Here is a 19326-nt window from a genome sequence, read left to right as displayed (position 1 = left end):
CATCTTTTTCCTTATTTGTCGGGGCGCGGCGCGTCTTTTTCGCCGCGATCAAATGCTTCCCATCCTTCACCGTTAAAAAGGTCGACACCGAGCTGCGCGGCGACATGGGCGAAATCGACATTGACCCAGTTGTCGACAATCTTGCCGTCAACGACTTTCCAGAAATCCATATAGCGGATCTCGATGCGTTTTCCGGTGGGCGCTATGCCAAGAAACACACCCGAATGGGTGGCTTCCTGCCTGCCAAAGGCAGCAGCCCATTCGCCCATATAAAGGCGGGCTTCGTCGATGCAGGTTTTGTCTGAAAACGCCGCCTGAAACGGGCGTTGCCAGTTGTCCTGAAACTCCTTCAGGCCGATCTTGGTGCCGCAGCCTTGGTTGCCCATCCAGCGGAACCCCTGCGCAAAGAACTCGCCAATGTCGTCGATGCGGTGGTCGTTCAGACCGTCCACCATGGTTTCGATCACCCGGCGGGTATCATCGGTTTTGCTCATGTCAGTGTCGCGTGTCAGCACGGCTTGTTCGGGGCGGGAGCCTTTCATCTGGCCTCTCCTTTCAGAATGCGTTGGGGTTGTGAGGGGGTGACGCGAACCCCACTCAGAAAATCCCGTGGCATTCTGTTCAACGCCGGATGGCGTGACATGGCGTTATGACGGGCGGATGAGCTCATCCTTTGACGGCCCCGGCGGTCAGACCTGATACGATCTGACGCTGGAAGAACATTACAAGGACGAACAGGGGCGCAGTGGCCGACACAACAGCCGCAACAGCGAACATCACGTTGCCCTCAGTATAAGTCGTGCCAAGGAAAGCAGCGATAGCAGGCACCATGGTCCGGTTACTTTCGCTCAAAAGCATCGCGGTCACGGCAAAGTCGTTATAGGCCAGTAAGAAGCTGAACAGGCCGGTGGTGATCACGCCCGGCCACATGACCGGCACGATGACATGGCGAAAGGCTTGAAACTGGGTGCAGCCATCAACCTTGGCGCTTTCGTCCAGTTCCTTGGGGATGTTCTGGAAAAACGAATGCAGCATCCACAGCGTGAAGGGCTGATTGATTGCCACAAGCACAATGATGGTGGTCGGCAAAATGCCCCAAACGTTCCATTCAAAGAAGGGCAGCAGATAACCGGCGACAAGGGTGATCGGCGGCATGGCGCGGAAGATCAGCGCGGTGATCAGTAGCCAGAACGTATAGCGATAACCCGACCGTGAGAGGGCATACCCACCCAGCGTTCCGATGGTCAGTGAGGTCAGAACCACAAAGAAACACACAAGGAAGGTGTTGATGACATTGCGCCAGAACTCTTCCTGTATCCAAGCGCCTCGATAAGCGGCACCGGTAAAGGCACTGTCATACGCCGCCTGGGTACGTTCCCCAGTGATCGCATTTGTCCAATCCGCAATCGAAAAGAAATCGAGTTCGACCTTGAAGGATCCCCAAAGTGTCCAAAAGAACGGGAAGGCGGCAAGGATGAACCACAGCCCGACAAAGCCATAGATCAAAATGTTTAACCCCAGCGGGCGTCTTTGTGCTTTGGAGGCCATGTTACTTCCCCTTGAAATCACGCCAGGTGCGCACCAGCACGGGTGACAACAGGATGGCGACGCCGATGATGGTGAGAACCGAGGTTGCCGACGCAGCCGAAAGCTGTCGGGTTTCGCCGCCAAGATCGTTGAAGATGATCCAGCTAAGCGAGGTCGCATGCGCAGAGGCGTTGAAGCCGACCACCGGTTCGAAGACCCGGAAGTTGTCCATCAACTGGATCAGCGCAACAAAGGTCACCAGCGGCATCAGATGCGGGACAACAACGTATTTGATCTGTTGCCAGCGGGTGGCACCGTCGATTTGGGCGGCTTCGATCTGGTCTTTGGGCAGGGTTTGAAGCCCGGCATAGAAGACCACGAAAGCAAACGGAGCCGAATGCCAGATCCCATAAACGATCAGCATAATCCAGGTCAGTCCGGTCGAGGCTTTCAGCGAGAAATTTGGGTCCCCCGCAAGAGCCACAAGTGCCGATCCGATTATGCCGCGACTGTCGACCATCCAGAACAGGATCAGTGAGCCAATCAGCGGCGTCACGATCATTGGCAAGAGCGAAAAGAAGATCATCAACCCCTTCAAGTGGCGGTGCAGCGAGTTCACGGCCAGCGCAATCATCAAGCCAACCACGATCAGCATCGGGGTTACGATGAAGGTAAAGGTCAGGGTGAAGGCCAGCGCGCGGTAAAGCGGCAAGTTGAACAGCCGGTCCCAGAAATCCCCCCAGGTCTCAGCCGAATTCCAGGCCTCCCTCAGTTCGGCGATCGCAAGGTGTCCGCGGTCCAGATAGATATCCAGCCCGACGAACCGGCCCAGGGGCTGCGCTTCGCGAATTTCGCGCGTGGCCTCCTGGTCGATGGTTGTTTCGGTCGTGCAGCCCACCAGCGGAGTGCAGTTTTCGACAGTTTTCAGAACCGCTTCGTGCGGCGCAAAGACCGATTGGGTCACAACCGAAACAATCGGCAGAGCGATGAATAGAAACATCGCAAGACCCGTCGGCAAAAAGAACCAGAAGAACGTTCTATGTTTCATCTCGGGACCCGGACTAGGTGAAAGGACACCGGAGAGGATCGCTCCCCTCCGGTCGGGAGGAAGGCTTACTTGAGGAAGCCTTTTTCCACGGCAGCAGCACGATAGGCGGCTTCGATATCGGCCAGCGCTTGCTCAGCGCTTTCCTTGCCTTGCAGGAAATCAGCCAACTCGTTGCCGATCGCGCCATGCATCAGGCCCATATACGGAACCATCGGGTAGGGCACGGTGCCCGCTTTCGCGGCGTCGAACACACCAACGGCTGCTTCTGTTGGCTCGTAGCCCTCGATCAGCCAAACAGCCTGCGAGGCCACTTCGGCGTCCTGCATCAGCTCGGGGCGGATACCGTTCATCATGGCGATAAAGGTCGCCTCGGCTTCGTCGTCGCTGATGTTCTTGGCAACGGTCCAGCCGTCCCACCACAGGGTCGACGCAGGGGTCGATCCGCCACCCACGGTCATCGGACCAGCAATTGCGTGGCCATTCTTGACCGCGTCCGTGACACCATCAGCGGTGGTTTGCGTCGCCGCGCGCGAGCCCCACATGTTCAAAAGTGCAATATTGCCCGCGCGGTATTCTGCATTTGTCGCGTTCGAGTCATGGGTGAGGAAGTCGGGGTTCATATACTCGGTCAGCGCCTTCATCATGTTCAGCGTATTAACGCCGGCTTCCGAGTTGATATTCGGCTCTGCGGTGCCTTCCTTAAAGAAGGTGCCACCATAGCCGATGAACATGTTGTTGAATTCCTGCGCCAGGTTCCACCCCGCAGCATAAGCGCCGCCGATGGGGTTTTGCATGACGCCCTTGTCGCGGATCATCTTGGCCGCATCCAGCATTTCTTCGTAGGTTTTGGGCGGCTCAATACCCAGATCAGCCAGAATATCCTTGCGATACATAAGGTGTTGGGCATTCGCCATAAAGGCGACAGCCATAACTTTGCCGTCGACGGTGATCAGCTGTGATTTCTGCAAACTCTGCCCATGTTTGGCAACAAGATCATCCAATGGGCGCACCAGATCGTCGTTCATGAGGATCGTCAGGGTCGAATTCGCCACGATGGCCGACGTGTATTCCGCTGGGTTGCCCTGCATGCCGGCCACGTGGATGTCCTTGTGATCAGCTGTCAGGTTCTTTGTCACCACAGAGCCCGTGCATTCAGCAGCCCCTGCGCCAACAGTTTGGATCGCCGGGAACTCGTTTCCGATGATATTCACACGCGCACTGATTTCGCAGGCGAACGCGTTTCCTGCCATAAGGGCCAAGGCGCTGGACAGTGCCACTTTCCTAAAAAACATTGGTCTTCCTCCCTAGATGGTGGGTGCATCTTCGAAGGCTGCACCCTTGATTGCCCGTCTTGCGACGGAAAAACGTGGGGTTATTCCCCCAAACGCGCCCCTGTTTTGGCATCAAACAGGTGGCAATGATCTGTGTGGATATGCAGCGAGACGGTATCGTCGATTTCAGCACGGAATGTTTTGTCGGCTTTGACCGACACCAGCTGCCCGGCCAAACGGACCGAGACCATGGTGCTGTCGCCCAGCAATTCCAGTGTATAGATCGGAGCGTTGATTTCGCCTTTGCTCCCATCATGAACAACACTGGCGTCTTCCGCGCGAAAGCCTAACGTGATCGGTCCGTCGGGGGCGTCCAGCCCGTGAACCTCGGTATATTTTGCTCGGAACACACCGTTTTCGATCGAACCTTCGATCAGGTTCATGGCGGGTGAGCCGATGAAACTCGCGACAAAGGTATTGGCGGGACGGTCATAAATTTCGACCGGCGTACCAACCTGTTGAACCACACCCTGCTTCATGATGACAACGCGATCTGCAAGGGTCATCGCCTCGATCTGGTCATGGGTCACATAGATTGTTGTGACAGCCAGTTCGTGAGACAGGTTTTTGATCTGCGCGCGGGTCGAGACACGCAATTTCGCGTCAAGGTTCGACAGGGGCTCATCCATCAAAAAGACGTTGGGTTCGCGCACGATGGCCCTGGCCAAGGCAACACGTTGGCGCTGACCCCCTGAAAGTTCAGCCGGTTTGCGATGCAGAAAATCGTCCAGTTCCACCATGGCACTGGCCCGGCGAACCTTTTCGTCATGGGTTTTGGGGTCAATCCCGCGAACCTTCAGCGGAAAGCGAATGTTTTCGTAGACATTCATGTTCGGATAGAGCGCGTAGCTCTGGAAAACCATGGCCACATCGCGATCTTTGGGTTCGAGATCATTGACCTTGGTCCCATCAACCAGGATGTCGCCTTCGGTCGCATCTTCCAGTCCCGCAATCATGCGCATGGTCGTGGTCTTGCCACAGCCCGAAGGCCCCAGCAGCACCAGAAATTCTTTGTCCGCAATGGTCAGGTCGAAATTCTCCACCCCGACGAAGCTGCCCCAACGCTTGCTGATATTTCGCAGCTGAATTTCGGCCATTCGGATTCCCCTCCCATTGGAATCAGATTTTTGCATACGCATGCAAAAACGTAGACTGGCCCGCAATAATTTGGCAAGATATTTTTGCAATCGTATGCATTTTTACAAACAAGCCTCTGACGGGAAACGAAAAGTTATGAAGAAGACTCAGGACGCCAAAGCTGTGGTCCAGCGATTCCATGCTGAACTGGACGCGCCGGACGCGGATCAGGAGCAAGTCTTGCGCAAATATGCCGGTTCGAATTTTGTCTGGCGCGGGTTTCATCCCTTCAACGAGATGACCAGCCCCAGGCAGGTTGCGACCGAATTCTGGTCGCCCCTGCGGCACAGCCTGACAGCGCTCCAGCGGCGACAGGATATTTTCTTTTCCGGAACCAACCAGATGGACAATTTCGCAACTGTCTGGGTTGTGTCGATGGGGCACCTGATGGGCCTTTTCGACAACGCGTTTTGCGGCATACCGGCGACCGGCAAGATTGCCATGCTGCGTTATTGCGAATTTCACCGTGTCGACGGGGACAAGATCGTTGAGACGGCCATGTATTTTGATCTACCTCACCTGATGGCGCAGGCCGGAGTTATGCCCTTTCCAGAGCAAACCGCCGCCCAATTGGTGCAACCCGGGCCATTGACGCATGACGGTGTGCTGATTGACGCGCAACCTGCGAAGGACGGCAAGGACACTCTGGCCCTGATCAACCGTATGATTGGCGATTTGGGGCAGTGGGACAGCGGCCTGAGCCTGGAAGACGAATTGCGCCAGACCTGGGCCGAGGACATGCTGTGGTGGGGTCCCACCGGGATCGGGGCCACCTACACGATCCAACGCTATGCCAAACAACATTCGGGTCCGTTCCGCGCTGCATTCTCGGACCGATCCAAAACCAAGCACATCGCACGTCTGGCCGAAGGGGCTTATGGTGGTTTCTTTGGCTGGCCCAATTTCACCGCCCGCCTGACTGGTGACTTCATGGGACGGCCCGCCACCGGTAAAGCCGGTGAATTTCGTGTGATCGATATCTATCGCCGCGACCGGGATAAGCTGGCGGAAAACTGGATTTTCATCGACCTGCTGCATTTCTGGAAGTCTCAGGGGCTTGATGTGCTAAAACGGTTGCAGGGCGGAGATGACAAATGATTGACGCCCATCATCACCTCTGGGACCTGGCGATGGTTCATTACCCTTGGCTGATGGCCAAAGGGGTCGAGCGGTTCTTCGGCAATCCCTTTCCGATCCAACGTGACTACCTGTTGCGCGAATTTCGAGCGGATGCAGCCGCGCATGGGGTCTTGGCCTCGGTTCACATACAAGTTGGCGCTGCAGACGGGTTGGCCGAGGCCAAATGGGTTCAATCCGTGGCTGATGCCACACCAGACTGGCCTATGGCGCAGGTGGTGTTTTGTGACCTGACCGCGCCGGATCTGGATGCGCAACTGGATGCATTTCAAACGCTATCGACGGTCAGAGGTGTCCGTCAAATCGTTGGACGCGCGCCCGGCGAAGACGCGTTGACAGGCACCAACGATCTGTTGGACAACCCACGCTTTCTCGAAGGGCTGCGTTTGGCTGGGCAACGAAATTTATCATTTGACCTGCAACTGATCCCCGAGTTGATGGACCAGACCGCACAGGTTTTGGAACAGGCACCGGACACGAAAATCGCCCTGTGTCATGCAGGCAGTCCACATGATCGTACCCGCGCAGGGCTTGTCGACTGGTCAACCAAATTGCACAGCCTGTCGACCTTGCCCCAGGTCACCTGCAAGCTGTCAGGGCTGGGGATGTTCCAGCACAATTGGACAGTCGATGATGTCCGACCAATTATCGAAACCTGTCTGGACCAGTTTGGCCCTGACCGCTGCATGTTCGGATCGAACTTCCCGGTCGACAGCCTGTATTCCGACTATGCAACAGTGTTTCAGACCCACCGGGCAATCGTCCCGCAAGAAATGCATAACATGGTCTTCGAAGAAACAGCTTCGGCATTTTATGAACTCTTAGCTTAGCGTCCTGACCCTAAGCTAAAGCTGCCCTGCCAGTTGATGCATTTCCTTGGCCAAAAGCTGCGCGTCTTTGTCAAACGGATGCTTTTTGTTGGTCACCAAATATTCACGCAGCACCGGGATATCGACCGGCGGATCGACAAAGACCAACTCATCGGACCAACTCATATGGGCCACCAATCTCTCATGTATGGTGGCGACGTTCTGCGTGCCCGCAATATAGCTGGGAAGCACCACAAAGCTTGGCAAAGACGCGGCGACGCGAACATTCGCGGTCTGCCCCTCCAGCCATCGCTCAAAATGGCTTTTGCCATTCTGCAAAAAGAAATTGGTCACGATCATGGAAGAGGCAAAGAAATCCTCAGCGGTAAAGCCGGTTTTCAGCGCCTCATTTTCCTTCCAAAGCACGCATTTAAAGTGGTCATCCAATAGCGGCTCGGCGTTGTAACCTTCCTCGATCGAAAAGTCGGGACCAATCAAGAAATCGACAACACCGCTTTTGAACTGGCGAATGGCTTCGCGCGTATAGGGCATCACCGACAGGGACACATGCGGCGCGATTTTTTCCAGGTGTTTCGAGAGCGCCGACAGAAAAACGGCAGAAATATAGTCGGACGCGATGATCGTAAAACAGCGGTTCAACGTTGCCAGATTGCTGGTCGCCCGCATCCGGGCCAGTGCCCGCAATTGCGTCACCACATCCGGGATCTGCTGTTCCAGCACGCGGCCAAACGCGGTGGAGACCATCGATTGGCCGTCATAGAAAAACAGATCATCGTCAAAATGCTGGCGGGCACGTTTCAATGCGCCGCTCATGGCGGATTGGGTCAGGTTCAGCTCTTCGGCGGCCGCAGTCACACTCCTACGCCGCATCAGCGCTTCGATGGCGACCAGCAGGTTAAGGTCAAGTTTTTCGAGATGCATAAGGGCATCGATAGCATCAATGGCTGTAAGTTTCATTATCAATTTTGCTGATTGCACATTGCGGCTTAGCATTATGGCGGGCCAGTTCTGCGGCCCGCATGGGAGGATACTATGAAAAAACGCGCTGTCTGCGCAGCGGCCTTGTTGGCCTGCGCTTCTGCGGCTTCTGCCGAGAATTTCAACGTGACGATCGCAGCCGGGCATCCGCCCGTCTTTCGCTGGGTCAAGCAATTCCCAGAAGCGTTCCTGCCAAGTGCAACAGCCGCGCTTGAACAGCTGGGCCATGGCCTGACGGCGTCGGAACAATATGGTGGTGCGATTGCCGGCGTGGGCGAAGAGCTTGAGGCGGTCGAGGCCGGGCTTGCTGAACTTGGCGTATGTTCCTCGCTTTTTGATCCGGCAAAACTCGCCGTGCAAAACGTCACCTATTACACCCCATTTGTCAGCGATGATGTGCGGCTGGTTACGGATGTGATCCATGATTTGCACCGCAACGACCCGCGGATGACCGAGGCTTATACTGAAAACAACGTTGTTTATATCGGGTCGCCGACCGCGATTGATGATTACCTTCTGATGACCAACTTTCCCGTCGAAAGCCTGGCCGATCTGGATGGGCGCAAAATTGCCGCCCCCGGCCCGGCGATCAACTGGCTGTCGGGCACTGGCGCAGTCGGCGTGCAAGGCAACCTGACAACCTACTACAACGAATTGCAAACCGGTGTGTATGACGGCGTCATTGTCTTTGCCTCAGCGGCATTTCCCGGCAAACTGTTCGAAGTCGCGCCGCACATCACCCAATTTGGTCTGGGTGCCCAATTTGCCGGGGCCATTTGCGCCAACAAGGATTGGTGGGACGGGCTGGATGCCGATGTTCAGGCCGCGTTTACCGGGGCTGCGGATGACGCAATGGATTGGTATCTCTCCGACCTCGAAGGGTTTGTGACCCTGGCCTATTCCAAAATGCAGGAGGCCGGAGCCTCCGTCACCGCCGCAAGCGATGAGATGCGCGCGGCCTGGGCCAATGGCATGGATAATGCCGCCGCGACTTGGGCCGCAAACCTGGATGGCCAGGGCAAGGGCGGCAGCGATATCATGACGCTTTATATGGACAGGATGCGCGCAGCTGGCGCGACCCCGTTGCGCAATTGGGACCAAGAGTAAGTGCGCCTGTTCTCACGGGCCCTCCGCCTGCTTGATTGGGCCACGCAGGGGGCAAACATTTTGGGCACAGCGCTGATCATCGGCCTGGTCGTGATCATCTGCGTTGACGTGCTCGGGCGTGAAACCCTGGGCGCACCTCTGCCAGGTGTGCCCGAGATGGTGTCCTTGTCGATTGTTGCGATCGTGTTTCTGCAAGTCCCGCAAGCCTTCAAATCCGGCCGCCTAACGCGTTCGGACGGGTTGATCAACTGGTTGCATCAGAACAGCCCGACACTAGCGCGCTGGTTGGAAACCGGGTTCGAGCTTTTGGGGGCGCTTGTCATCGGCACGTTGATCTATGCGCATTGGCCGATCCTAATTCGCTCTATCGAGCGCGGGGATTTCGTCGGCTCTGTCGGCAATGTGACGTTTCCGACCTGGCCGGTGAAACTGGCCATTCTAACGGGGGCGGTGCTTTTGCTGCTTCAGTTTCTGGCCCGCCCCCTGCGGCGCGCGATGGAGGAGGCGCGATGACACCCTTTGACATCGGGATTCTCAGCCTGCTTGCGATGGGTGGACTGGCAATCTGCGGGCTCTACATCCCCATCGCTTTGATCCTGTGTTCCTTTGTCGGCGTCTGGGCCATCAAGGGCAACGCCCTGCTGGCGGCCAAAATGCTGGGGTTGGCGGCGAATGACGCGATTTCCAGCTATTTTTTCGGCGTCGTGCCGGTGTTTGTCCTGATGGGCTTTCTTGTCTCTGAAAGCGGCATGGGCCGCGACGCTTTTGACGTCGCAAATGCCATGTTCAAACGCATCAAAGGCGGTCTGGGCGTTGGCACGATTGCAGCCAATACGATTTTCGCGGCAATCACAGGAATTTCCATCGCATCCGCCGCCGTTTTCACCAAAATCGCTGTGCCTGAACTCCGGCGGCATGGCTATGAAACCCGCTTTTCCGTTGGCGTCGTGGCAGGCAGCTCGGTGCTGGGGATGCTGATCCCCCCGTCTCTGCTGCTGATCCTTTACGGATTGTTGACCGAGCAAAGTATCGGAGACCTCTTTCTGGCGGGGCTCGGTCCGGGGCTTGTTCTGGCTGTGCTTTTTGGGCTCGGCACGATCCTGATGGCGATCTATTCGCCGGGCTTTGTCGGTCGCAATCTTGGTGACTCCGGCGAGACCTATTCTGGAACCGATCTGCTCAACAAAGGCCTGCCCATCGTTGTTCTGATCGGTCTTGTTCTGGGTGGGATCTATGCCGGTTTCTTTACCCCGGTTGAGGCGGGGGCAATCGGAACCGCCGGGGCTTTCCTGATCGGCATCTTGAAACGACGCTTGTCTCTGTCTGCTTTGTGGCGCGTGCTGGTTGAAACCGGCATGATCACGGCGGCCATCTGTTTCTTGCTGATCGCCGCGCAAATGTATTCCCGCATGCTGGCCTTTTCGGGGGTGCCTGCTGGCTTTGGGGCTTATGTTGCCTCCGCTGATCTGACCGTCTTGGGCATACTCCTGTTATATTGCCTTGTGGTGATCCTCTTGGGGATGATCCTCGACAGTGGCTCGATCATGCTGATCCTCGTGCCGTTGATGTTGCCGGTTGTGACGGCCCTGAATGTCGATCTGGTCTGGTTCGGCATCATTACCGTTATTGCAGTGGAAATCGGCCTGCTCACGCCGCCGTTTGGCATATCGGTCTATGTCATCAAAGCTTCGCTGGATGATCCGGAAATCGCGCTCAAGGACATTTTCATCGGCGCTGCGCCCTTTGCCCTGATGATGGTTGTCTGCCTCGCTCTGGTCATCCTGTTCCCGCCCCTCGCAACTGGCCTATTAGGCCGATAGGAAATGCCATGAAACTTGTCGACCTCGCGCGCCCGTTGGAAAACACGGACTATGCCGATCCCCCCGGGCTGGGCCCTCAGATCACCTATATGAACCACGAGCAAACCGCCAATCAGCTGCTTGGGTTTTTCCCTGGTGTCTCGCGTGATCAATTGCCCGGAGGCGAAGGCTGGGCTGTTGAAAGCGTGACCCTGTCCACGCATAACGGCACCCATCTGGATGCGCCCTATCACTTTCACTCGACCATGGATGGCGGAAAGCGCGCCATCACGATTGACGAAGTGCCGCTGGAATGGTGCTGGGGCACGGGAGTCAAGCTCGACTTTCGCCATTTCGACGATGGTTATGTCGCCACGCCAGAGGATGTGGAACAAGAGCTGGATCGCATCGGACATGCACTGTCACCCGGTGATATCGTGTTGGTGAACACCGCGGCAGGCGCGGCCTATGGCGAACCTCATTATGTGGCTACCGGATGCGGGATCGGGCGCGCGGCAACAAATTACCTGTCCGAACGCGGTGTGAAAATAACGGGCACGGATGCCTGGAGCTGGGACGCGCCCTTTGTTCACACCGCCCGGCGGGTGGCAGAAACCGGAGATGCCTCCCTGATCTGGGAAGGGCACCGCGCCGGGATCGACCGCTTGTATATGCATATGGAAAAACTGGGAAATCTGGAAAGCCTGCCCAGCACAGGTTTTGAGGTTATTTGCTTTCCCGTCAGCATCAAGGCCGCAAGCGCCGGATGGTGTCGGCCAGTTGCTGTGCTGAAGGACTGACCATGGCCAAAACCATTATTACCTGCGCCGTCACGGGCGGCATTGCCACGCCAACCATGTCGGACGCCCTACCGGTCACACCCGAAAGCATCGGTGCCTCGGCCAAAGAGGCCGCCGATGCGGGCGCGTCCATCTTGCACCTGCATACGCGCAATCCTAAAAATGGTGCGCCGTCAGGTGCTGTCGAACATTTCGACCCCTTCTTGCCTTCGCTGTTTTCGCAAACCAATGCCGTCCTGAACCTGACCACCGGCGGCTCTCCGGACATGTCCGTCAAGGATCGACTGAAGGCCGCGCAGCATTACGAACCCGAGATGTGTTCGCTTAATATGGGCTCGATCAACTTTGCGCTGCACCCGCTGGCGGATCGCTACACAGACTGGAAAGAGGATTGGGAAGAGCCCTATTTGCGCGGCACCGAAGACAATGTTTTTCGCAACACCTTCAAAGATATCCGCGAGATTGCGACGCTCCTGAGCCCCACAGGTGTTCGTTATGAACATGAATGTTACGATGTCGGCCATCTCTACAATCTGAAATTCTGCCTTGATCAGGGCCTCTTTCAGGCTCCGATCTTTGTACAGTTTGTCATGGGGGTGCTGGGCGGCATTGGGGCGGATATCGACCAATTGCTCCACCTCAAACGAACCGCCGACCGGCTGTTTGGCTCTTCTTATCAGTGGTCGGTTCTGGCGGCTGGCAGCCAGCAAATGCGCCTGGCCGCGGTGGCGGCGCAAATGGGTGGGCATGTGCGGGTCGGGCTTGAGGATTCCCTGTTCATCGAACGTGGAAAACTGGCGCGATCAAACGCAGAGCAAGTCGACAAAATCCGCAAAATCCTGGAACTCCAGGGCAATCAAATCGCCTCCCCCGACGAGGCCCGGGCAATCCTGGGTCTCAAGGGCAAGGCCAATACCCGGATCGGAGCCGAGACATGACCCAAATCGTCACCCGCGCAGCATCCAAACCCGATCTGGCCACCATGCCCCCTTTTCCAAAACCGGTTATCACGCCGGGCGAACCTATCCGCTTTGCCTATGAGGTTATGGCCGAACCGGGGCCTGGTCAGTCCAAACGCGGGGTGATCATCAGCCCGCGCGCCGATTACAGCTCGTGGGAGGTGCTCTGTGACGAAGGCACGGCCATGGGGGGCGATGATGCAGCGCCATCACCTTTGGGTTACCTGATCATGGGGGTGGCCTTTTGTTTGCTGACGCATATCCAGGGCTACCTTCACAAAGCCCCCATGCAGATCGACAAGATCAAGGTCGAGATCCGCGCCGAATATGGCACCCTGCCCCCAGAGCCGGATCAGGGTCAGCAGGGCGCGGGCCAGTGCGACGCTTACACCGCTCATGTGATCATAGACAGCCCTGAACCACCGGAAAAACTGGAAAACCTAATCCGGGTTAGTCGCGATGCCTGCATGGCGATTGCCACTGTCGCCACAGCAGTGCCGACCAGCACGCGTGTTTTCATCAATGGAACAGAGAATGGGGTTGAGGTCTGAATGAGACTTGTCACGCTCGCAAACGAGACCCGCGATGGGCACCTTCATGTGGTCAGCCAGGACGGCAAACGTGCCTTACCAGTTGACGCCGTCAAAACGCTTCAAGAGGCGATGGAGCGGTGGGACGCAATCCTTCCCGACCTCCAAACCCTGTCGCGCGCGGTCGAAGACAGCGGTGAACCTTTTGCGCCAAACCAGGCTCTGGCCCCTTTTCCGCGTGCGGTTCAATGGCTGGATGGGTCTGCCTTTGAGACCCATGCGCTGTTGATCCAACAGGCTTGGGGCATGCCAGTGACGGGCCTGCCCGACCGCCCATTGATGTATCAGGGCCTGTCTGACCGTTTCCTTGCTCCGACACAAACCGCCATCTTCCCCTCTGCTGAGGACGGTATCGACTTCGAAGGTGAATTCGGCGTGATCCTGGGGGACGTTCCCATGGGCACATCTGCAAAGGACGCGCTTCAATATGTCCGCCTCATCGTCCTGATCAATGATTGGAGCCTGCGCGCTCTTGGCCCCATTGAAATGGCCACCGGGTTTGGTTGGTTGCAATGCAAGCCTGCTTGCTCAATCGCACCTTTCGCGGTTACCCCGGATGAGCTGGGCAGCGCTTGGCGTGACGGGCGGGTTGGCCTACCGCTCAACATCCACCGCAATGGCCAGGAGTTTGGGAAAGCAAATGGCGCGCAAATGAAATTCGGTTTTGACGAGCTGATCGCCCATGCCGCCTATTCGCGCGATTTGCCCGCCGGAACGATCCTTGGCTCCGGGACTGTGGCCAATGCAAACTATGCCGAGATGGGTTCAAGTTGCATCGCCGAACGCCGCGCCATCGAATTGATCGAAACCGGAACCAGCGAAACGCCCTTTCTGACCGAAGGTGACCGCGTCACGATGTCCGCGCAGGGGCCGGAGGGCAACGATATTTTCGGCGCGATCGACCAGAGTATTCAACTAGTAAAGGCTACCGGGGTCTAAGCCCGCGCCCGGTGGCAGCACCCCGCCACCGGGCTTTGTTGACAAATCCCAACCGGTTATTCAATCGGCAAAGCCGCCACAAACCCTGCCATTTCGTCCAGATCCTCGCGGCTGATCGGGCAGGCGGCGTTTTGTGACATGGAGAAATTGGCCTCGCTCTTCATCGCCTCGGCGATCTCTGCGGCGTTTAGGTCTTTGCAGCTTTCAGGCAGGGCGCGGGCGATGCCGATTTCGCGCATGAATGCGGCAAAGACCTCGGGCAAGGCCGCGGCCTCCTCTGCGCCGCCCATCGCCAAGGATGCGGCAGCATAAAGATCAGCCCCCTCAGCGCGCTGGACCAGCCAAGGCAAGGACACTTCAAGCGCAAGCCCCGTGGCGCGCCCATGATGGATCGGGGCCAGAGAGCCAAGCGCATGGCTGATATTATGGCCCATATGCGTATTACAATTATGCAGCGCCAGACCGGCCAGCATGCTGGCCCACAAGACGCGGCCTCGCACCTCGATATCGCTGCCATCCGCCACGGCGCGCGGCAGATCCTTGGACAGGATGCGCAGGGCCTCCAAACCATAAAGCACACCTGCCGGGCTGGTGGTCTTGGCGGTTGCGCCCTCTAGGGCGTGGGCCACGGCGTCGATCCCGGTCCAGGCGGTCAAGAAGGGCGGCAAGCTCAGCGTCAGTTCCGGGTCCAGCACCGCCTGGGCAAAGGCCAGCTCTTCGCCCCAATACCAGTTCTTGACGCCCTCGGGGGTGGAAACGATTGAGGTGCGCGTGACCTCGGACCCGGTGCCAGCGGTGGTGGGGATCGCAATGGAGGGCAGCCGATCTTTGGGCAAGGGTTTGGCCGCCAAGGCGTAATAGCGCGCGGGTTTGTCCGCCTTGGCGATGGTCGCAACCAACTTGGCCGTGTCCATCGCAGCGCCGCCGCCCAAGCCAATAACACATTGTGCCCCGGCATCCCGGGCACGGGCGCATAGATCGTCAACAAGGGTTTCCTTGGGCTCGCCCGCAACTTCAGCGGCGACCACTTGCTCGATCCCCCCGGCATCCAGCCCTGCGGTCAGCTTGTCCACGACACCGAACTCCACCAGTGCAGCGTCGCAAACCACTAAAACAGGGCCGCCGCCCAGACCTGTCACCAGATCCGCCACCTTTTTGATGCGCCCAGCTCCGAAGGTTACCGGTGGCGTCTTGCCCATATTGAAAGTCTGCATAGCGTCCCCCCTGTTAACGTCCTGAAAAAGTCTTGTTCGATTATTTGTGTCGCCCAGCCTGGCCAGAAACACGCCCGTCTGCGACAACAGTTGTCGCGATCCGCGCCGCGCACCAGCGCAATCGGATTAAAACGCTCAGGACGTTACGTAACCACGGCGCCCGGCCATAGGGTCAGGAAACAATTGAGGGCAGCAGGCCCCTAAAACCCGCCTGCCTGAACAAACAGCGTCAGGCTGAGCCAAAGGACCAGGCCGCCGACCAGCACCTGCACCACCGGCACCACCAGTTGCAGCGTGCCGAACCGGCCTGCCGACAAAAAGGTCATGGTCCGCGCGGCCACGCTGGACACGGCCACAACGCTGGTGAACAGCGCCGTACCCAGCCCCATGATCATCGCCGCTGCTGCGCCGATCCAAAACAGCTGCATTTGCCAGGCAATGACCAGCAGGAAAATCGCCCCGGTACAGGGACGGATGGCGATACTGCCCACCAGGGCAACCGTGTCCCGCCAGGATGTCAGATTGCTGACCTGGGCCAGCGTCGGGCCATGCGCATGACCGCAGTCACACGCCTCCTCCGGGTCGGCAAACATCCGAAAGGACCCGCTGGTGACACCGCCCTGCCCGCCTGATTTTCGCGTAAATTCCTGCGCCAGTCGCAAGCCGAATTGCGGCATGAAAGCTTCGGAATGTGTCCCCACGGCTTCCAACGATACCGGCGCGCTTGGGCCCTTTGGCGCAACTTTCAACTGGCCGCGCAACAACCGCGCCCCGCGCCAGATCATAAACCCGCCAACCGCCGCAATCGCCAAATAGCTGGCCGGGGCCAGAATGGTTTCGGCTAGGTTGGTCATGCTGCGGGCCGAGACATCCAAAAGCCAGAACCCACCATAAACGATGATAATCGCCCAGATTGATTGCGCCAGGCTTGAAACCACCGACAGCGACAAAAGCCGCCGCGCGCTGACCGAGGTGCTCAGCCCCACCCCACCGATCAGCGCCTTGCCATGGCCGGGCCCGACCGCATGGAAAAACCCATAGGCCCCCGCCGCGACGAACAGGGCCAACATGGCCCCCAGATCTCCGGCACGAATGGCGCGAATGGCTCCGGCCATCTGGCCCTGAACCGCGCGCTGATTGTCCCGCGCCCATTGCGCAATCGCCTGTGCATCAACCAGCGCATAGACCGCCAAACCGGCCCCGACCAAGACCAAAAGCACCAGGATCAATCGCATGTGACGCTAATCCTATCCGCAAAATAGGACCCGACATTTTCAATATCCGATGTTTCCTCGCGGCTGAGCTTGGCCAGCACATCCAGCAAGGCGCGATCTTGGCTGTTTGGGTCAAACAAAGCGACCTTGGCCGTGCATCCCTCAGCCGCGCCAATCAGTTTTGGCGCTTCTGTCAGACTGAAATCAAAGAAATAGGTGGATTCATAGAACGCCACGTCTACCGCGTCCCCCACCGCGGAAATCGGCGTTTCAAGACGGCGGGTAAAGCGCATGTGCAGCCGCCCATCGACAACATCGACTCGGGTGTTCTCTGGCCAGGCCAAAACCTGCATGGCCCCGCCCGCGCCCAAATGGGCCGAGCCATCAAAATCCGGGGGAAATTCGGCAAGCCGGCGCTGCAACTCCTGACGGTCAGCCTCATCCAGCCCGCCATCAGCGTTCAGCATCATCTCATTTTCGGCCAGCATGTAGAGCGTTTCAAACGGATCATAGATCCAGGTGATTTCCAACGCTTCCAACTGCCGATCCGGCCCAAAGCGGAAATCGACCCCGCCGTCAATGAACACATGCGGATGGGCCAAGGCGGGGGTCGAAAACCCGACCGCCGCCACCAGAGTGGCAAGCGCGGAACAGCAATGTTTAGTGATCCGGCCCAAAGCCGCCCCAAATGATATGCCTGTCCGCGCCTGCTGATTCATTAGGGCTGATATGGCAAAGACGAATGGTGCAGCACAATGCGCAACACGCCGTCCTCGTCCTTTTTGTAGCCAAAGCTTTTGTCGACCTGGGTCATTGCACCCTCAGCATTAAAGAGCTTGAAACCGCCCGCCCACAACGCAATGTCACCGTCGATAAAGCTGGTCGCCGTGATGTGCTCCCACTTGACCCAGCCCAATCGTCCGAAACCTTGGTCATTGGGGTATGTCGGCTCTTCGCCAATATAATACGCCAATGCACCCTCAAAAGTCGGCCGGAATGTTTGGTCACCGCTTGCAAGGGTTGGTTTAAACAGAACAGGGCCCAGATCAAAGCCGTAAACCTCGGTCAAAAACTTTTTGGCAGTGTCTCGGGCTGCGTCAATGCCGCTCTCTTTGTCGGCTTTTGAAATTGCAACCAACCCAGCTCCCCAAATGTCGCGGGCTGCCGTCATCTCTGCTTCGGTAATGGGCATTGTCGTGTCCTTTCCAGTTTTGAGCGCGTTGACAGGCTATTTGGCGTCAACCGCCCCTTTAGGCAAGGCATGCTGGCGATAACAGTTGGCGAAAATCGATTTTTCTCACCAAACTATAGATAATTTCAGGGATTTTATCGGAAAAATGGCAAAGGCACTCCTTGTTCCTCATTTGGATCAGACTCTGAGAGAGTTATATTATAACAGAAATTCCTCACAAGAACGGTCCGCTTATCCGGCAGAATTCCGCCCTTGGCCGCTCACTCTCCCAAGATATCTGCAACCAGGGCGGTCCAAAGCTCTGTGACCACCGGGACAAGCGCATCTGGAAAATCATAGTCCGGATTGTGCAATTGCGGCTGGTCAATCCCCGAGCCGATGAAAAGCAGCGCTGCCTGCGCACCATCTTCTCCAAAGCGTCCAAAATCTTCGGACCAGCGCATGGGTGCCTGCATCTCTTGGCTGTCCATCCCGAGATCGACCAAAACACGGCGCGCCACCGCCATGGCAGCTCTGTCATTTTCCACCGCATGGAACACATCATGCCAAGAGGTCCTGACCTGCAGCTCCCCCTGTGACTTGGTCAGTGCCGCCTCAGCCTCTGAGATCATCACCCCCATTCGCGCATTGGTCATCGAGCGCAAGGTGACCCGCAGCTCGCCCAAAGCCGGGGCAATGCCGAAACAGGCCTCGCCCAACCGGGCATGGGTTAGGGTCGACAAGGCAAAATTATCGTCGCCAATCTGCCCCTCCCCCAAGGCGGGCAGGGCCACCATCAGATCCGCCATGGCAGGCCCCGGCGACAGCCCGTCTTCGGGGGCCGCCGCGTGCGAGCTTTTGCCCTCCAAATTGATCTGCAACCCACGCGAGGCGCAATTGGCAACCGCATCGCGCAACCCGACCTGTCCCAAGGGCCAGCCGGGCACATTATGATAGGCAAAGGCAAAATCAGGCCGGATCTCGGGCCAGCGCGGATCGTCAATCACCGCCTGTGCGCCCGCCCCGGTTTCCTCAGCTGGTTGGAACAGCAAGATCACCCGCCCGCGTTTGGGCCGTTTGGCCAGCCCCATCGCCACCCCAAGCAGCGACACCATATGCCCATCATGCCCGCAAAGATGCCCCTTGCCCGCAACCTCAGACCGATAGGGCAGGTCCGAAATCTCCTGTATCGGCAACCCGTCCAACTCACATCGCAGCAAAACAGTCGGGCCATCCCCTGCCCCACGAAACTCCGCCGCAACGCCATGACCACCCAACCCCTGCCAGATCCGATCCGCCCCAAGCTCCTCCAGCTCCGCCACCATCCGCGCCGCCGTCGCGCGCTCCTCACCCGAAATTTCCGGGCGGCGATGCAACGTGTGGCGCAGCTGGGTGAGGTAAGTGATCTGATCTGCGGTCAATTTGTGCATGGAGAAGTCCCGGATACTGTGCACCTCGCAGCCTAGGATCTGCTGCGCGTGATCCGCAAGCCCCTGGAGAGACCGAGGTTCACGCCCGACCCGAGGGTGCGATCCTGTTTGGCGC

The 19326-nt window shown here is 57.8% G+C and carries 20 protein-coding genes; 9 read left to right on the top strand and 11 right to left on the bottom strand.

The genetic code is table 11. From position 1 onward, the window contains the following. Positions 1-11: 11 nt before the first annotated feature. The 5 genes from CLV87_RS19415 to CLV87_RS19395 form a co-directional block, all read right to left on the bottom strand. A complete protein-coding gene (locus tag CLV87_RS19415; RefSeq protein ID WP_099248834.1) occupies positions 12-542 on the bottom strand; it encodes an ester cyclase in 531 nt (176 codons plus the stop codon). 124 nt (positions 543-666) lie between these two features. Beyond that, complete coding sequence (locus tag CLV87_RS19410) at positions 667-1548, bottom strand: carbohydrate ABC transporter permease (protein ID WP_099248832.1); 882 nt, start codon at positions 1546-1548, stop codon at positions 667-669. Between the two features lies 1 nt (position 1549). Next, positions 1550-2575, bottom strand: coding sequence for a carbohydrate ABC transporter permease (locus CLV87_RS19405; protein ID WP_099248830.1), 1026 nt, complete (start codon positions 2573-2575; stop codon positions 1550-1552). A 65-nt stretch (positions 2576-2640) separates the two neighbouring features. Further along, a complete protein-coding gene (locus CLV87_RS19400; protein ID WP_099248829.1) occupies positions 2641-3867 on the bottom strand; it encodes an extracellular solute-binding protein in 1227 nt (408 codons plus the stop codon). Between the two features lie 80 nt (positions 3868-3947). Next, entirely contained in the window at positions 3948-5003 is a 1056-nt protein-coding gene (locus CLV87_RS19395; RefSeq protein ID WP_099248827.1) for an ABC transporter ATP-binding protein, read from the bottom strand. A 136-nt stretch (positions 5004-5139) separates the two neighbouring features. On the opposite strand from CLV87_RS19395, the gene CLV87_RS19390 reads away from it, so the two are divergent. Both CLV87_RS19390 and CLV87_RS19385 read left to right on the top strand, forming a co-directional pair. After that, the gene (locus CLV87_RS19390; protein ID WP_099249366.1) at positions 5140-6141 is read left to right on the top strand and encodes an ester cyclase; all 1002 of its coding nucleotides are present in this window, start codon (positions 5140-5142) and stop codon (positions 6139-6141) included. Then, complete coding sequence (locus CLV87_RS19385) at positions 6138-7010, top strand: amidohydrolase family protein (RefSeq protein ID WP_099248825.1); 873 nt, start codon at positions 6138-6140, stop codon at positions 7008-7010. Before CLV87_RS19390 ends, CLV87_RS19385 begins: the two co-directional genes overlap by 4 nt. A gap of 15 nt (positions 7011-7025) precedes the next feature. Here the strand turns inward: CLV87_RS19385 and CLV87_RS19380 are convergent, their stop codons facing one another. Continuing rightward, positions 7026-7967 (bottom strand): LysR family transcriptional regulator, encoded by a 942-nt coding sequence (locus CLV87_RS19380; RefSeq protein ID WP_166652800.1) that lies wholly within the window; start codon positions 7965-7967, stop codon positions 7026-7028. A gap of 75 nt (positions 7968-8042) precedes the next feature. Here CLV87_RS19380 and CLV87_RS19375 point away from each other — a divergent pair, with 75 nt between their 5' ends. The 7 genes from CLV87_RS19375 to CLV87_RS19345 are packed head-to-tail and all read left to right on the top strand — an operon-like array spanning position 8043 to position 14182. After that, on the top strand, positions 8043-9095 hold the full coding sequence (locus CLV87_RS19375; protein WP_099248821.1) for a C4-dicarboxylate TRAP transporter substrate-binding protein: 1053 nt from the start codon (positions 8043-8045) through the stop codon (positions 9093-9095). A 60-nt stretch (positions 9096-9155) separates the two neighbouring features. After that, entirely contained in the window at positions 9156-9608 is a 453-nt protein-coding gene (locus CLV87_RS19370) for a TRAP transporter small permease subunit (protein ID WP_166652799.1), read from the top strand. Then, positions 9605-10915, top strand: coding sequence for a TRAP transporter large permease (locus CLV87_RS19365; RefSeq protein ID WP_099248817.1), 1311 nt, complete (start codon positions 9605-9607; stop codon positions 10913-10915). The genes CLV87_RS19370 and CLV87_RS19365 overlap by 4 nt, the downstream gene beginning before the upstream one ends. A gap of 8 nt (positions 10916-10923) precedes the next feature. After that, a complete protein-coding gene (locus CLV87_RS19360; RefSeq protein WP_099248815.1) occupies positions 10924-11694 on the top strand; it encodes a cyclase family protein in 771 nt (256 codons plus the stop codon). Positions 11695-11696: 2 nt separating this feature from the next. Further along, a complete protein-coding gene (locus tag CLV87_RS19355; protein ID WP_099249364.1) occupies positions 11697-12632 on the top strand; it encodes a BKACE family enzyme in 936 nt (311 codons plus the stop codon). Further along, complete coding sequence (locus tag CLV87_RS19350) at positions 12629-13204, top strand: OsmC family protein (protein WP_099248813.1); 576 nt, start codon at positions 12629-12631, stop codon at positions 13202-13204. Before CLV87_RS19355 ends, CLV87_RS19350 begins: the two co-directional genes overlap by 4 nt. Next, positions 13205-14182, top strand: coding sequence for a fumarylacetoacetate hydrolase family protein (locus CLV87_RS19345; RefSeq protein ID WP_099248811.1), 978 nt, complete (start codon positions 13205-13207; stop codon positions 14180-14182). A 56-nt stretch (positions 14183-14238) separates the two neighbouring features. Here CLV87_RS19345 and CLV87_RS19340 read toward each other — a convergent pair whose 3' ends face one another. The 5 genes from CLV87_RS19340 to CLV87_RS19320 form a co-directional block, all read right to left on the bottom strand. Next, a complete protein-coding gene (locus tag CLV87_RS19340; RefSeq protein WP_099248809.1) occupies positions 14239-15396 on the bottom strand; it encodes an iron-containing alcohol dehydrogenase in 1158 nt (385 codons plus the stop codon). 200 nt (positions 15397-15596) lie between these two features. Next, positions 15597-16631: a nickel/cobalt transporter gene (locus tag CLV87_RS19335; protein WP_099248807.1), complete on the bottom strand. Its 1035-nt coding sequence runs from the start codon at positions 16629-16631 to the stop codon at positions 15597-15599. Beyond that, the gene (locus tag CLV87_RS19330; protein WP_166652798.1) at positions 16622-17287 is read right to left on the bottom strand and encodes a DUF1007 family protein; all 666 of its coding nucleotides are present in this window, start codon (positions 17285-17287) and stop codon (positions 16622-16624) included. The genes CLV87_RS19335 and CLV87_RS19330 overlap by 10 nt, the downstream gene beginning before the upstream one ends. A gap of 41 nt (positions 17288-17328) precedes the next feature. Beyond that, positions 17329-17802 (bottom strand): phosphoribosyl-AMP cyclohydrolase, encoded by a 474-nt coding sequence (locus CLV87_RS19325; RefSeq protein WP_099248803.1) that lies wholly within the window; start codon positions 17800-17802, stop codon positions 17329-17331. 260 nt (positions 17803-18062) lie between these two features. Beyond that, complete coding sequence (locus CLV87_RS19320) at positions 18063-19211, bottom strand: amidohydrolase (RefSeq protein ID WP_176556052.1); 1149 nt, start codon at positions 19209-19211, stop codon at positions 18063-18065. Positions 19212-19326 lie beyond the last annotated feature (115 nt).

Origin of the sequence: Pelagimonas phthalicica (assembly GCF_004364805.1) — a bacterium.
GTDB classification, from domain to species: domain Bacteria; phylum Pseudomonadota; class Alphaproteobacteria; order Rhodobacterales; family Rhodobacteraceae; genus Pelagimonas; species Pelagimonas phthalicica.
This window is presented reverse-complemented; position numbering and strand designations above follow the sequence as displayed.

Excerpts from the sequence above, each read along its gene's own strand:
- CLV87_RS19415 (WP_099248834.1), bottom strand. The coding sequence starts at position 542 with ATGAAAGGCTCCCGCCCCGAACAAGCCGTGCTGACACGCGACACTGAC.
- CLV87_RS19410 (WP_099248832.1), bottom strand. The coding sequence starts at position 1,548 with ATGGCCTCCAAAGCACAAAGACGCCCGCTGGGGTTAAACATTTTGATC.
- CLV87_RS19405 (WP_099248830.1), bottom strand. The coding sequence starts at position 2,575 with ATGAAACATAGAACGTTCTTCTGGTTCTTTTTGCCGACGGGTCTTGCG.
- CLV87_RS19400 (WP_099248829.1), bottom strand. The coding sequence starts at position 3,867 with ATGTTTTTTAGGAAAGTGGCACTGTCCAGCGCCTTGGCCCTTATGGCA.
- CLV87_RS19395 (WP_099248827.1), bottom strand. The coding sequence starts at position 5,003 with ATGGCCGAAATTCAGCTGCGAAATATCAGCAAGCGTTGGGGCAGCTTC.
- CLV87_RS19390 (WP_099249366.1), top strand. The coding sequence starts at position 5,140 with ATGAAGAAGACTCAGGACGCCAAAGCTGTGGTCCAGCGATTCCATGCT.
- CLV87_RS19385 (WP_099248825.1), top strand. The coding sequence starts at position 6,138 with ATGATTGACGCCCATCATCACCTCTGGGACCTGGCGATGGTTCATTAC.
- CLV87_RS19380 (WP_166652800.1), bottom strand. The coding sequence starts at position 7,967 with ATGAAACTTACAGCCATTGATGCTATCGATGCCCTTATGCATCTCGAA.
- CLV87_RS19375 (WP_099248821.1), top strand. The coding sequence starts at position 8,043 with ATGAAAAAACGCGCTGTCTGCGCAGCGGCCTTGTTGGCCTGCGCTTCT.
- CLV87_RS19365 (WP_099248817.1), top strand. The coding sequence starts at position 9,605 with ATGACACCCTTTGACATCGGGATTCTCAGCCTGCTTGCGATGGGTGGA.
- CLV87_RS19360 (WP_099248815.1), top strand. The coding sequence starts at position 10,924 with ATGAAACTTGTCGACCTCGCGCGCCCGTTGGAAAACACGGACTATGCC.
- CLV87_RS19355 (WP_099249364.1), top strand. The coding sequence starts at position 11,697 with ATGGCCAAAACCATTATTACCTGCGCCGTCACGGGCGGCATTGCCACG.
- CLV87_RS19350 (WP_099248813.1), top strand. The coding sequence starts at position 12,629 with ATGACCCAAATCGTCACCCGCGCAGCATCCAAACCCGATCTGGCCACC.
- CLV87_RS19345 (WP_099248811.1), top strand. The coding sequence starts at position 13,205 with ATGAGACTTGTCACGCTCGCAAACGAGACCCGCGATGGGCACCTTCAT.
- CLV87_RS19340 (WP_099248809.1), bottom strand. The coding sequence starts at position 15,396 with ATGCAGACTTTCAATATGGGCAAGACGCCACCGGTAACCTTCGGAGCT.
- CLV87_RS19335 (WP_099248807.1), bottom strand. The coding sequence starts at position 16,631 with ATGCGATTGATCCTGGTGCTTTTGGTCTTGGTCGGGGCCGGTTTGGCG.
- CLV87_RS19325 (WP_099248803.1), bottom strand. The coding sequence starts at position 17,802 with ATGCCCATTACCGAAGCAGAGATGACGGCAGCCCGCGACATTTGGGGA.
- CLV87_RS19320 (WP_176556052.1), bottom strand. The coding sequence starts at position 19,211 with ATGCACAAATTGACCGCAGATCAGATCACTTACCTCACCCAGCTGCGC.